The organism is Kosakonia pseudosacchari (assembly GCF_015167415.1).
GTDB classification, from domain to species: Bacteria; Pseudomonadota; Gammaproteobacteria; order Enterobacterales; family Enterobacteriaceae; genus Kosakonia; species Kosakonia pseudosacchari.
In genome coordinates, this window is record NZ_CP063425.1 from 4,695,992 (window position 1) to 4,709,186 (window position 13,195).

13 protein-coding genes are annotated in these 13,195 nt (G+C 56.2%); 5 read left to right on the forward strand and 8 right to left on the reverse strand.

Annotated elements, in window-relative coordinates:
• Nucleotides 1–23: 23 nt before the first annotated feature.
• Nucleotides 24–737, reverse strand: coding sequence for a DUF3053 domain-containing protein (locus IP581_RS22290; protein ID WP_086872496.1), 714 nt, complete (start codon nt 735–737; stop codon nt 24–26).
• A 390-nt stretch (nt 738–1,127) separates the two neighbouring features.
• On the opposite strand from IP581_RS22290, the gene IP581_RS22295 reads away from it, so the two are divergent.
• On the forward strand, nt 1,128–1,421 hold the full coding sequence (locus IP581_RS22295; protein ID WP_086872494.1) for an HTH-type transcriptional regulator: 294 nt from the start codon (nt 1,128–1,130) through the stop codon (nt 1,419–1,421).
• A gap of 45 nt (nt 1,422–1,466) precedes the next feature.
• Here IP581_RS22295 and IP581_RS22300 read toward each other — a convergent pair whose 3' ends face one another.
• Nucleotides 1,467–3,086 carry an ABC-F family ATP-binding cassette domain-containing protein gene (locus IP581_RS22300; protein ID WP_193821386.1) on the reverse strand — a complete coding sequence of 540 codons (1,620 nt, stop codon included), beginning with the start codon at nt 3,084–3,086 and terminating at the stop codon, nt 1,467–1,469.
• Nucleotides 3,087–3,500: 414 nt separating this feature from the next.
• Here IP581_RS22300 and IP581_RS22305 point away from each other — a divergent pair, with 414 nt between their 5' ends.
• Genes IP581_RS22305 through IP581_RS22315 form a run of 3 tightly spaced genes read left to right on the forward strand, consistent with a single transcriptional unit; the run spans nt 3,501 to nt 5,484 of the window.
• Nucleotides 3,501–3,872, forward strand: a complete 372-nt coding sequence (locus IP581_RS22305) for a response regulator (RefSeq protein ID WP_193821387.1) — start codon at nt 3,501–3,503, stop codon at nt 3,870–3,872.
• Entirely contained in the window at nt 3,869–4,510 is a 642-nt protein-coding gene (locus tag IP581_RS22310; RefSeq protein WP_097399840.1) for a chemotaxis protein CheC, read from the forward strand. The genes IP581_RS22305 and IP581_RS22310 overlap by 4 nt, the downstream gene beginning before the upstream one ends.
• Before the next feature lie 2 nt (nt 4,511–4,512).
• Nucleotides 4,513–5,484, forward strand: a complete 972-nt coding sequence (locus tag IP581_RS22315; protein ID WP_193821388.1) for a GGDEF domain-containing protein — start codon at nt 4,513–4,515, stop codon at nt 5,482–5,484.
• 57 nt (nt 5,485–5,541) lie between these two features.
• Here the strand turns inward: IP581_RS22315 and glyS are convergent, their stop codons facing one another.
• The 3 genes from glyS to IP581_RS22330 all read right to left on the reverse strand — a co-directional run bounded on the left by glyS (nt 5,542) and on the right by IP581_RS22330 (nt 8,974).
• Entirely contained in the window at nt 5,542–7,611 is a 2,070-nt protein-coding gene (glyS, locus tag IP581_RS22320) for a glycine--tRNA ligase subunit beta (protein ID WP_193821389.1), read from the reverse strand.
• A 9-nt stretch (nt 7,612–7,620) separates the two neighbouring features.
• Complete coding sequence (glyQ, locus tag IP581_RS22325) at nt 7,621–8,532, reverse strand: glycine--tRNA ligase subunit alpha (RefSeq protein WP_017458223.1); 912 nt, start codon at nt 8,530–8,532, stop codon at nt 7,621–7,623.
• 136 nt (nt 8,533–8,668) lie between these two features.
• Complete coding sequence (locus IP581_RS22330) at nt 8,669–8,974, reverse strand: YsaB family lipoprotein (protein WP_193821390.1); 306 nt, start codon at nt 8,972–8,974, stop codon at nt 8,669–8,671.
• 165 nt (nt 8,975–9,139) lie between these two features.
• Between IP581_RS22330 and IP581_RS22335 the strand changes: the two genes are divergently transcribed.
• Nucleotides 9,140–10,135 (forward strand): acyltransferase, encoded by a 996-nt coding sequence (locus IP581_RS22335; protein ID WP_097399837.1) that lies wholly within the window; start codon nt 9,140–9,142, stop codon nt 10,133–10,135.
• Here the strand turns inward: IP581_RS22335 and IP581_RS22340 are convergent.
• The 3 genes from IP581_RS22340 to xylB form a co-directional block, all read right to left on the reverse strand.
• Entirely contained in the window at nt 10,128–11,048 is a 921-nt protein-coding gene (locus tag IP581_RS22340) for a GlxA family transcriptional regulator (RefSeq protein ID WP_193821391.1), read from the reverse strand. The two genes, IP581_RS22335 and IP581_RS22340, sit on opposite strands and share 8 nt — an antisense overlap.
• Complete coding sequence (locus IP581_RS22345) at nt 11,048–11,584, reverse strand: isochorismatase family protein (protein ID WP_017458219.1); 537 nt, start codon at nt 11,582–11,584, stop codon at nt 11,048–11,050. The genes IP581_RS22340 and IP581_RS22345 overlap by 1 nt, the downstream gene beginning before the upstream one ends.
• Nucleotides 11,585–11,713: 129 nt before the next feature.
• The gene (gene xylB, locus IP581_RS22350) at nt 11,714–13,168 is read right to left on the reverse strand and encodes a xylulokinase (protein WP_193821392.1); all 1,455 of its coding nucleotides are present in this window, start codon (nt 13,166–13,168) and stop codon (nt 11,714–11,716) included.
• Nucleotides 13,169–13,195 lie beyond the last annotated feature (27 nt).

Below are 13,195 nucleotides of genomic sequence, written 5' to 3' on the forward strand. Positions count from 1 at the left end.
CTCTTTTTTTTGCCTGCGCCAGATTACTGTTGCGTGGCGGTAACGGCTGCTGTCCAGGCCTGGTTGAACGCCTGATGCTGCGCCGCCAGCGGCCCAATCAGCGCGTTATACTGGCTGGCCTGCTGTGACGTCGGGAACTGAATGCCGTTGGCAACAAAGCTCACCTGCGTGCCCTGCTGAGCAATAAAATCACCCACCTGCACCAGTTGCTGGGTGAACACCTGCGCCGCCGGGATCAGCGGTTGCAACGCATTGGCCGGGTTGGTGACCACTTTGGTAAATACCTGATCATAAACCGGTTTCAGATCATCAGCCTGTTTTAACGCGGCATGCGACGCATCGGCCTGCATTTTTGCGTTTTGCAGCTGCTGGCTCAGCACGCCCAGCGAACCGTTGGCCTGGCGAAGCGGTTCACGCTGCGTCATATAATCCTGCGGCACGCGGATAGCGTTCACGCTGTCCACCACCGGGCGCAGACCGGAGTCCATCGCCTGGTTAACCTGCTGGGAATAGCCATAAATGACAGCATAATCAGAGACAAACGGGCCAAACTGTTTCTTCTGATCCGCCGTCAGCGCGGGCAGTCGTTCGCTGCTGCGCATGGCCGTATTTTGCAGGAAATCGATAAACGCCTTGCGCTGATCGCCCTCTTTGTCGAAACACCCACTCAGGCTTACTACCATTAATAACGCCGCAAGAGGCGCGAACCAGCGAGAGCAGGACTTTCCTGTCGCCATTTTGTTACTCCTTTCACCCATAAAAGCGCATACCGGCACACGCGTGCCTGACGGCTTACAAGGATAGTCCAGGTCTGCTTCGCAAGATACCCCTTCAATGCATTCTTAAACGCGCGAAAACGACCTGGCATGAAATTTTCCGCGAAATGGTACAGATAATTCTTAATCGAAAATTCTGCTGAGAGTTTACAAAAATATACTGAATAAATGCAGCCTGAGCGTAATCAATCAATTAAGCGATATTCCACTGTCAAAACGTGCATCTCAACTGCAGCAAAACGTTTCGCCGCCTAAATAATCACTGGCGCAACCACCACACCAGGAATTTTCACGACTATTCTTAATGAGCTGTATCACGATCCCGCTGTGTGATTTTACGAGGAGTTCTCGATGGAATATAAAGATCCAGAATTTGAGCTGTTGAGCAGCCTGGAACAGATTGTTTTCAAAAAAGACGTAACGCAGCCGGCAACCCTGAGCAAGAAGCAGAATTACTTTAGTGACTTTGAACAATTGCGACGTGGAACCGGGCTTAAAATTGATGACTTCGCTCGTGCCATGGGAGTCTCGGTATCGATGGTGCATGAATGGGAATCACAACGAATAAAACCCACGGCTACCGAGATGAAACTGATGCGTCTGATTCATGCGAACCCAACGCTCAGTAAGCAGTTAATTGAATAAAGCGTGATGGTAGAACCCCCGCTAACCCGGGGGTCAATGCTCACCTTACTCCGCTTCGCAGTACCAGCCCTCTTCCCGCCATACCAGACTGTGCGTAAGCGTTAATCCCTGCAGAAATGACGCATCATGAGACACCACCAGCATCGCGCCAGGAAATGTCGCCAGCGCCGCCTCAATCGCCTGCGTTGACGCCAGATCGAGGTGGTTCGTCGGCTCATCCAACAGCAGCAACTGCGTGGCATCGCGCCGCCACAGTACGCACGCCAGCGCCGCTTTTAACCGCTCGCCGCCGCTCAGCGCCGCCAGCGGTAACACCACTTTATCTGCCCCCAGTTGCAGTTGCGCCAGGCGGGTGCGCAGTATGCCCTCCTCCATCGGCGTATCGCCAGCATTGAGATGCGCCAGTACCGACAGCGAGAGATCGAGCTGCGATAAATGCTGATCAAGGTACGCGCAGGTGACCGCGCGCTGGCACAGACCGGCGCGGGGAGCCAGCGCGCCGAGGATCACTTTCAGCAGCGTCGATTTACCGCAACCATTCGGCCCGCGCACCGCCACGCGCATTGGGCCATCCATACGCCAGTTAAGCGGAGGAAGCGCCACGTGCGGCAGCAGCAGATCCTCCATGACCAGCACCTGCTTACCGTCGGGAAGGTGGCTGCCGGGCAGCGTAAACAGCACCGGCATCTCCTCTTCCACCCGCTCGCGCGCCTGGTTAACGGCAGTGTTAAGCGCGTCATTCTGCTCGCGGTGCTGTTTACGCCAGCTATCTGGCCGCTCTTTCGCCGCGTTCTTGTATTTCACTCTCTCAAACGAGGCGATATTTAACGAATCGACGGTTCGCAGCGTGTGTGCTGAGCGCCGCTGGCTGGCATCATGCTCTTTCTGCATTCTGCTGCGGGTACGTCGACGTTCGTTGGTCGCGTGCTCAAGCATTGCTCGTGCGGCTTGCTGCTCCGCATCGCGCTGGCGCTGGTAGTCGTCATAATTGCCGCCATAGCTGCGCAACCCGGCAGGCGTGAGCTCGAGAATTCGCGGCATTAGCGCCAGCAGTTCGCGATCGTGAGTCGCCACCAGCGCACCGCCGTTTCGCTGCGCCAGCTGAGCGTAAAACCACTCGCGCCCCTGCCTGTCGAGGTGGTTGGTCGGTTCATCCAGCAGTAGATAATCCGTACTGGCGATAAACGCACTGCATAACAGTGCCCGCACACGCTCGCCGCCACTCAGGCTCATGGCCGGTCTGTACGGGTCGAAGGTGGGAAGTCTGGCGTCAGAAAAAGCCGCTGTCAGGCGCTCCGGCAGATCCCAGTAGCCTTCAAGTTTGTCGAGATCGTCGGGCTGGTAAGCGCCCTGTTCGACGCGCTCGCGGGCCGCGAAAACATCGCCATAGCCAAGCAGTTGTGCAAGCGTAGTCTGCGCTGAAACCGCGTGCTGCTGCGCAACATACGTATGCGTGCCGAAGCGTTCGATATGCCCGCTGGCAGGTGTGGTTAACCCGGCGAGCAGACGGAGTAATTGCGTTTTGCCCACGCCGTTTCGCCCCACCAGGCCACACAGCGATGGTTCAAGGGAGAGATTAAGCGGGCCAAAAAGCGTCTCGCCCGTCGCAAACTGACAGGTGAGCTGATGCAAAATAAAAGCGGGGACCTGGGCGCAATGAGCCATAAGCACTCCTGAATGAAATCAATACATCCCCTGCCAACGCCTGCGCGTTTAGCAAGGATCCGAGTTCATCAGTCGTGTTTGTTCATTTTCAGAGGGCGCTCCGGTGAGACGAGAGGTTCGTCGCGGCAAAGAATAGCCGCATCGTCGCCCCTCTTCAAGGTGAAATTTTCACCATCTCGTCATAAAGAGGCTAATCATTTGCATGTTTTTGCCGATGAATAAGGTGACTTAACCAAAAGTACCAGGCCGTGCGTGTAAACCGGGAAGAGAATTTTACAAAGGAAAAAACGAAACAGCGCGTTAGGTAAAATCACAACGATGCTGAGACGTTACGCCGCATTCATCAGGGAAGAGGACCACCCCGGGCGCTGTGCATTGTCCTTTTTCAGGCAATGAATCACCAGACGAGAATGAATGATGTCGAAATATATCCTGATTGTTGATGACAGCCGCCTGTCACGCATGATTTCACGCCAGTATGTGCTCAGCCTGCACAAGGACTGGAAAATCGACGAAGCCGGAACGGGCGAAGAGGCGATCGAACTGGCATCGGCGCACCCACCTTATGCGATCTTGCTGGATGTAAACATGCCGGGTATTGGCGGCATGGAAACCGCTTCGCGTATCCGCCAGACGCACCCTGACACGCATATTATTCTGCTCACCGCCAACGTTCAGCACTCGATACAAACCGCCGCGCAAGCGCTCGGTCTTGGTTTCCTGCCCAAACCGCTGAAAGAGCCCCAACTCCACGCGGTGTTGAACAGCCTGGAGACACATCCATGAATGCATTGCCGGATATCAGCGAAATTGAAACTGACAGCCTGATGGAGATCTTCAACATTGGCGTTGGTCAGGCCGCCGCCGCGATGAGCAATATCGTCAATGAAGAAGTGCGTATGTCAGTGCCGACGCTCCGCTTTACGCCGCGCTCTGAAGCCGCTGAAGAGCTGGGAGCGGGCATAGCGTTATTCGGCATTAGCCAGCACTACCAGGGCGCCTACGCCACCGAAGCGATTTTGATGTTTCCCGAAGCCGCCAGTTTTGAAATTGTGCGCATGATGGTGGGCGACCTGATCCCTGCGCATGAGTTGGGCGAGATGGAACGTGAAGCGATGAGCGAAATCGGCAATATTGTGCTCAACGCCTGTGTCGGGACGCTGGCCAATATGTTCCAGCAAGAGCTGCAAGGTTCGCTGCCCGTCGTTCGCGTGGGCAGCAGTCAGCAGATCCTCAATCCAAATAAAGATGACAACGACCCGCTGGTGATGATGCTGCGCATCGATTTCGCGCTTGAGCGACAGCAGATTCGGGGATACCTCGCCTTTATCCTTGATATGTCCGCGCTGCGTGATTTACGTGAACAGATCCGGCGTTATATCAGCCGCTTAGAAACCGGCAGTGTTCCAGATGGAATGCATTGAAAATGAAAGATAAGTTGTTGTTTGACGCCTTTTCATCCTTAAGCCTCGGTGTGATCATTGTTGATGCGCACTACCGTATCGCCCTGTGGAACGCGTGGTTAGAAACGCACACCGGACGTGCGGCCTGCGACACGGTTGGCGAAGAGTTTTTTAGCGTATTCCCCGACCTGGCGTATCACCGTGTCGGGGATGCGATTCGTCAGGCTATTGGCCACAATTTATCTGCCCTGCTTTCGCAATCTTTGCACCGTTCACCCTTCCCGCTCTACGCCGAGCCGTCACGCCCCGGCGCGCGCCTGAGCCAGGCGGTCACCATTGTGCCGTTAGGTGATACAGAACGTTATTGCCTGATTCAGATAGTCGATGTCACCGCCGCCGTGCGCCGCGAATCCTTACTGCGTGAACAGGCGCATGAGCTTTTATCACAATCGCTGTCAGATGGGCTGACTGGTGTGGGTAACCGTCGTTATTTCGACCTTTGTATCGAGCGTGAATGGCGCGCCAGCAAGCGTAATAACAAGCCGCTGTCGCTGCTGCTGATTGATGTGGATTACTTCAAACTTTATAACGACTGCCATGGTCACCAGCGCGGTGACGAGTGCTTACAGCAAATCGCCACGGCGATGCGCGGCGCGCTGAAAAATCCTGCCGATGTCCTGTTCCGTTACGGCGGGGAAGAATTCTGCGCCCTGTTACCGGAAACCCGCTGTGCCGATGCCGTTGAACTCGCCGAGAAACTGCGCACCAGCGTCCAACTGCTGGATTTGCCCCACGCCAGTTCCCCTGGCGGTATCATCAGCGTCAGTATTGGCGTCGCGAGTCTTTGCCAGAAAAGCCACACCGAGTACGGGCAGCTTATCCAGAGCGCCGACAATGCGCTGTATGAAGCCAAGCGCGCAGGGCGTAACAACGTGCGCGTCAACGCCACGGTTACGACGTTCGTCCCTTACCCCGGCGAGCAAAACAGGTCGTAGCCCTGACGCCAGACATAAAAAAAACCCGCCGCAGCGGGTTTTTTATTGCCATGACGATTACTGCAGCAGAGAGATATCCGCCACCTGCAGGAACAGTTCACGTAGTTTAGCCAGCAGTGTCAGACGGTTGATACGCACGTCTTTGTCGTCGGCATTCACCATCACGTTCTCAAAGAACTCATCCACCGGCTCACGCAACTGCGCCAGCTCGATCAACGCTTCCTGATAACGGCCTTCGGCGAAGTACGGCTGCAGTTTATCGCGCAGAACGACCACATTGCCCGCCAGTTTGATTTCCGCCGCTTCTTTCAGCACCGAAGCGTGAACGATATCGTTCAGTGTCTCGTCGGATTTCGCCAGGATATTGGAAACGCGTTTGTTCGCTGCCGCCAGCGCCGCCGCTTCGTCGAGCGTACGGAAGTGCGAAACCGCCTTCATACGCGCATCGAAATCTGCCGGTTTGGTCGGACGACGCGCCAGCACCGCCTGAATGGTATCCACGCTGTAACCTTCGTCCTGATACCAGGCACGGAAACGGCCCAGCATAAAGTCGATCACATCATCGACCACTTTCGCGTTGGTCAGCTTGTCGCCGTACAGACGCACCGCTTCTTCGGTCAGGGTTTGCAGATCCAGCGCCAGGTTCTTCTCAACGATAATACGCAGCACGCCCAGCGCCGCGCGGCGCAGTGCGAACGGGTCTTTATCGCCTTTCGGATGCTGGCCGATACCGAAGATGCCCGCGAGGGTGTCCATCTTATCGGCAATCGCCAGTGCGCAAGCAATCGGGTTCGACGGCAGTTCATCACCGGCAAAACGCGGCTGATACTGCTCGTTCAGCGCCACAGCAACGTCTTCTGCTTCGCCGTCGTGACGCGCGTAGTGCATGCCCATCACGCCCTGGGTGTCGGTGAATTCGAACACCATATTGGTCATCAGGTCGCATTTGGAGAGCAGGCCCGCGCGCGTAGCGTGATTCACATCCGCGCCAATCTGCCCGGCAATCCAGCCCGCCAGCGCCTGAATACGATCGGTCTTGTCGCGCAGCGTACCCAGCTGTTGCTGGAACAGCACGGTTTGCAGACGCGGCAGATGATCTTCGAGGCGTTTTTTGCGGTCGGTATTGAAGAAGAACTCGGCATCCGCCAGACGCGGGCGCACCACTTTTTCGTTACCGGAGATAATCTGCTGCGGATCTTTCGATTCGATGTTAGCGACGAAGATAAAGTTCGGCAGCAATTTGCTGTCGTTGCCATATACCGGGAAGTACTTCTGGTCACCTTTCATGGTGTAAACCAGCGCTTCCGCCGGAACAGCGAGGAATTTCTCTTCAAACTTCGCGGTCAGCACCACCGGCCATTCGACCAGCGAGGTCACTTCTTCCAGCAGGCTGTCGCTCAGATCGGCATTGCCGCCAATCTTACGCGCCGCTTCTTCCGCATCCGCTTTGATTTTCGCTTTACGCGCGTCGTAATCGGCAATCACTTTGCCGCGCTCCAGCAGAATTTGCGGGTACTGATCGGCGTTATCGATGGTGAACTCCGGCTCGCCCATAAAGCGATGGCCGCGAATCACGCGATCGGACTGAATACCCAAAATGGTTGCCGGAATCACGGCATCGCCCAGCAATAGCGTGACGGTGTGAACCGGACGTACAAAGTGCACATCCGACGCGCCCCAGCGCATCAGTTTCGGGATCGGCAGCTTGCTAAGCGAGTTGGCAATCATGTTCGGCAGCAGCGTTTCCACGCTTTCGCCTTTAACATGCGCACGATAGAGCAGCCATTCACCTTTGTCGGTGGTCAGACGCTCGGCCTGATCAACGGTGATACCGCAACCACGCGCCCAGCCTTCAGCCGCTTTGCTCGGTTTGCCTTCAGCGTCAAACGCCTGGGCAATCGCCGGGCCGCGTTTTTCCACTTCGCGATCCGGCTGGGAAGCCGCCAGTTGCGCGACTTTTACCGCCAGACGGCGCGGCGCGGCGAACCACTGCACATCGCCGTGGGTGACACCCGCCGCATCCAGCTCAGCGGTAACGTTGGCAGCGAAGGACTCGGCCAGGCTGCGCAATGCTTTTGGTGGCAGCTCTTCGGTGCCGATTTCCACCAGGAAAGTTTTCTCAGACATGGCCGCCTCTTATTTATTTCTGTTACACATCGGGAAGCCAAGGGCTTCACGGGAAGCGTAATACGCTTCAGCCACTGCTTTGGTCAGCGTGCGGATGCGCAGAATGTAGCGCTGACGTTCCGTCACGGAGATGGCTTTACGCGCATCCAGCAGGTTGAAGCTATGGGCGGCCTTCAGAATGCGCTCGTAGGCAGGCAGCGGCAGCGGGTTTTCCAGCGCCAGCAGCTGCTGGGCTTCTTTTTCATACTGCTCGAAGCAGCTGAACAGGAAGTCGACATCCGCATATTCGAAGTTGTAAGTGGATTGCTCCACTTCGTTCTGATGGAACACGTCGCCGTAAGTGGTTTTACCCAGCGGGCCGTCGCTCCAGACCAGGTCGTAAACGCTGTCCACGCCCTGAATGTACATCGCCAGACGTTCCAGACCGTAGGTGATTTCACCGGTAACCGGTTTACACTCCAGACCGCCAACTTGCTGGAAGTAAGTAAACTGCGTCACTTCCATGCCGTTCAGCCACACTTCCCAGCCCAGACCCCAGGCACCCAGCGTCGGGTTTTCCCAGTTGTCTTCCACGAAACGAATATCGTGAATGGTCGGATCCATACCCAGCTCTTTCAGTGACCCGAGGTACAGCTCCTGAATGTTATCCGGAGACGGCTTAATCACCACCTGGAACTGATAATAGTGCTGTAAACGGTTCGGGTTTTCGCCATAGCGCCCATCGGTTGGACGGCGGGAAGGTTGCACATACGCGGTTGCCATCGGTTCTGGCCCCAGCGCGCGCAGGCTGGTCATCGGGTGCGATGTACCGGCGCCCACTTCCATGTCCAGAGGTTGAACAATGGTACAGCCCTGACGAGCCCAATAATCCTGTAAGGTCAGGATCAGACCCTGAAAGGTCCTGGTATCAAACTTTTGCATATTCTTTCGTGCTGGATACGTGTGGATTTAAAGGAAGCGCCCAGTATACCCGCTGGCTGCAAGATATACAGTACGAAACGGGTTTGTTTAAGGAAAATTGGGGAAAGCGCGCGCCTGCAGGCGGCAAAATAGCGGTTTAGCGCATCGAAAGGTGTAAAAATTGGCCTTCCGCGTCAAAAGTGCAGACAAACGCTTCCCGGCGTGGCGTCACGCCCCGCATTTCATAGCTGCCCTGAAATTGTTCAAAACCGGTGACATCAATTTGCTGTATGCCGGTGTTGTAACGGCGGGCGGCGTTTTGTCTGCACATGTTTTCCATATCCAGCGAATGTTCGGGGCCGGGTCTGGCTTTTTGCGCTTGCTGCGCGGGAATATCTGCAGAAGCGCTGCAGCCTGCTAATAGCAGCATCAGCGCGGGGGCAATACACTTCATTATTTTCATCACTGCCTGCTCGCGGGCTGTTATTTTTAACGGCGGGAACGCAAATTTTGCAAATCTGCGTAAAACGCACAAGCAAGAGCGGGAAAACTCAGAATTATCTAATGAAATGGGCAGATAATCTAACAGTCTGAAAGAGTTGTCTTTAACGTGAAAACAGAGGAACTGATGCAGTCGAAAATTTACTGGATAGATAATCTGCGAGGGATAGCCTGTTTAATGGTGGTGATGATCCACACCACCACCTGGTACATCACCAACCCTGCCAGCATCACCACTTTCGACTGGAATATCGCCAACATCCTCAATTCCGCTTCCCGCGTCAGCGTGCCGCTGTTTTTTATGATTTCCGGCTACCTCTTTTTTGGCGAGCGCAGCGCGCAGCCGCGCCATTTCTTGCGCATCGCACTCTGTCTGGTGTTCTACAGCCTTATCGCCCTGCTCTATATCGTGCTTTTTACGTCGATTAACAGCGAGCTGTCGTTGAAAAATCTGCTGCAAAAACCGGTGTTCTATCACCTGTGGTTTTTCTTCGCCATTATCGTCATTTACCTGGTATCGCCGCTGATTCAGGTGAAAGCGCTCAGCGGCAAAATGCTGCTGGCGTTAGTGGTGGTGATTGGCATTGTCGCCAACCCGAATACGGTGCCACAGAAAATCGGTGGTGTTGAGTGGCTGCCAGTCAATCTTTATATTGGCGGGGATACGTTTTACTACATTCTGTACGGCATGCTGGGTCGCGCCATCGGCATGATGGAGACGCAAAAACGCGCAGTAAGCTGGGCCTGCGCCGCCCTGTTTTTAGCCGCGGTAGTGATGATTTCACGCGGTACGCTTAATGAGCTGAAATGGCGCGGCAATTTCGCCGATACCTGGTATCTCTACTGCGGGCCAATGGTCTTTCTCTGCGCCATTGCGCTGTTTACGCTTATCAAAAACACGCTGAATAGCCGCACGCTGCCGGGGCTGACACTAATTTCTCACCATTCGCTGGGGATTTACGGTTTTCACGCGCTGATTATTCACGCCCTGCGCACGCGCGGCATTGAAATTCATGCTTCACCGCTGCTCGATATTGTGTGGATTTTCACCGCCACGCTGCTGGCGAGTCTGGCGCTGTCAATGCTGGTGCAACGCCTCGACAAACGCCGTTTCGTCAGTTAATCGCCCGTTGGCGCGCCCGCTGTAATTGGCGTGGTGAGGAGAATCCGGCAGCACGCGCGGCCTGCTCGGTGCCGTGTCCTTGCAACAGATACTGTTCGGCAATCGCCAGCCGCAACTGCTCCAGATAATCCCGCACGCTGATCCCGAGATGTTGCTGGAACAGGCGCGTTAAATGCCGGGGACTGACGTGCGCCCGCTCGGCAATGTCGCCCAGTTGCCAGGCTTTTTGCGGCTCCGCCGTCAGCGCATCTTGTGCGCGGTGCACCGCCGGATGCAGGTGGTTACGGTAGCGCAGCCACGGTGAAATTTGCGGATCTTCCCCGGAACGACGGAACCAGACCACCATTTCCCGCGCGACCGCCAGCGCCGTCTCTGGCCCACACAACCGGTTAATCAAATGCAGCGCCAAATCGATACCCGACGTGATGCCCGCACTGGTCCAGATGCTGCGATCCTCAATAAAAATCCGGTTCTCTTTGACCAGCGCCGCAGGCGCCACCGCGCGTAAACGAGCAATGACATCATGGTGGGTGGTGCACTGAATGCCGTTCATCAACCCGGCTTTCGCCGCCAGCACCGCGCCGGAACAGACGCACATCAACGTGATGCTCTGGCTGTGGATCAGCGGTTGCAGGCGCATCAGCCAGTGCCGCACCGCGTTCGCCTGCGGCGTGTCAAATAACCGTGAGGAATCGGATACGCCAGGCAGTACCAGCAGGCTGCCTGCTGGCAGCGACTCCGGTAGCGGCGCAATATTGCCCATCGTCAGACCTATTGACGTTGACACATCGGGCTGCGGGCCAATGTAGTGCAGGCGAAACGCATCCCCCGCCAGCGCGAAGGTTTCCGCCGGGCCAGACATATCCAGCGCCAGCACGCCGGGCAACATCACAAACCAGACATCTGTGGTCATTACAGTTCCAGAATTTCGTGGACGGTTTTAATGGCAGCGAAGCGGCCTTCCAGCACGGTTTCTGTGCGATGGCGCAGCGCGTTGCAATCCAGCGTAACCCCTTTATGCGTCATCGGGAAGGTCAGTGTCGCTTCGCTGACAAAGGTCACGCGATACCCCAGATCTGACGCGACGCGCGCGGTAGTTTCACAGCACTGTTCGGTGCGAATCCCACAAATAATCAGGTGATTGATATCGCGGCTACGCAACCAGTGATCGAGCCCGGTATCGGTAAAGGCATTGTGTACATGCTTATGAAATGTCACCGCCGCCTGGTGTTTGAGGAACGGCATCGGCGCGACAAAACCGCTCTCCAGCGCAAACGGCCCGCTGTCGGCGACATGAAAGATATCGACTACCGGCACCCCGCGTGCTTCACAGCCAGCGATAAGCGTGGAGATGGCCTGCTGAAAGGCGGCGAAGTCTGTCTCTTGCCAGTAGTCACGATGGAAAAAAGATTGCTGTGTATCGATGTTAATCAGCGCGGTGCGGGACATTTCAGGACTCCATGCTCAGTGAGGTTAACGCTATTGTGGCAAGGAGTTTTGCACCTGCTAAGACCAAAAAAGGACAACATCAGGGTAATTCCGGCCCACCTGAACAGCGGGCCGGATAAGCAGAAGAAATCAGGACATCAGCGGCAGTAGCTGCTGATAGATGCGCCGGAACGTTTCGCGACGTGGCGTGTAATGAACATGTCGGGCAGCATCCGGTGCGTGTTGTTGCTCAACGGGCAGTTGCGGCAATAGCGTCGTCAAAGGCGTTTGCGGATTGACGGCAATTTGCGCCAGCCGCGCCGCGCCCAGCGCAGGCCCTACATCGCCACCGGTACGGTAATCGAGCTGCAATCCGCTGATATCCGCCAGCATTTGCCGCCACCATGCGCTGCGCGCGCCACCACCGATAAGCGTAATGCTCTGCGGCGTGACGCCACAGGCGTGGACGACATCCATACCATCCGCCAGCGCAAATCCGACACCTTCCAGCACAGCGCGGGCAAGTTCTTCACGGCCATGCTGATGCGTCAGGCCAAAGAACACGCCTTTCGCCTGTGGGTTGTTATGCGGCGTACGTTCGCCGGAAAGGTAGGGTAAAAACCACAGATCCCCGGCGTTATCGTCCGCTTGTTGCGCGGCGTTAATCAATGCCGGAACCGACTCCAGCCCCGTTAACTTCGCCGCCCAGTCCAGACAGGAAGCCGCGCTAAGCATTACCGACATCAAATGCCAGCGGCCAGGCAGCGCGTGGCAAAAACTGTGTACCGCGCTTTCGGGTTTACTGAGGAACCCTTCGCTGACGGCAAAATAGACGCCGGATGTGCCCAGCGACAGCATCGCCTGGCCTGCATCCGCCATACCGACGCCGACAGCACCAGCGGCGTTATCTCCACCGCCCGCCACAACCGGAACCACCGGCATCGCCCAGCGCCGTGCAATCTCTGGCAACAATTCGCCGGTGATGTCGCTGCCTTCAAACAGCGCAGGCATGTGCGCACGTGAAAGCGAACAGGCCGCCAGCATCTCATCGCTCCAGTCGCGTTTCGCCACATCCAGCCACATTGTTCCAGCCGCGTCAGACATATCACTGGCGAATACGCCGGACATTTTCAGGCGCAGAAAATCTTTGGGCAGCAGCACCTTCGCCACACGAGCAAATATTTCTGGCTCGTGACGCTGCACCCACAGAAGCTTCGGCGCAGTAAAACCGGGCATCATCAGGTTGCCGGTAATCGCCCGAGAATTTTTGACTTTTTCTTCCAGCAGAGCGCACTCTTCGCCGCAGCGACCGTCATTCCACAGAATAGCCGGGCGCAGCACCTGGTTTTCTTTATCAAGTAGCGTCGCGCCGTGCATCTGCCCGGCGAGGCCCATCGCTTTTACCTGCTGTAACGAATGCGCCTCGCCCAATGCCAGAATGGCGCGGTCCGTCGCCTGCCACCATGCTTCGGGATCTTGCTCCGACCACAGCGGGTGCGGTCGCGACACGCTGAGTTTTTCCGTATGCGAGGCCAACACCTCGCCCTGCTCACCGAGCAGAATCGCCTTCACGCCAGAGGTGCCAAGATCGATCCCGATATACATAGTGACCACTCCTTTTTAGTGCGCCGC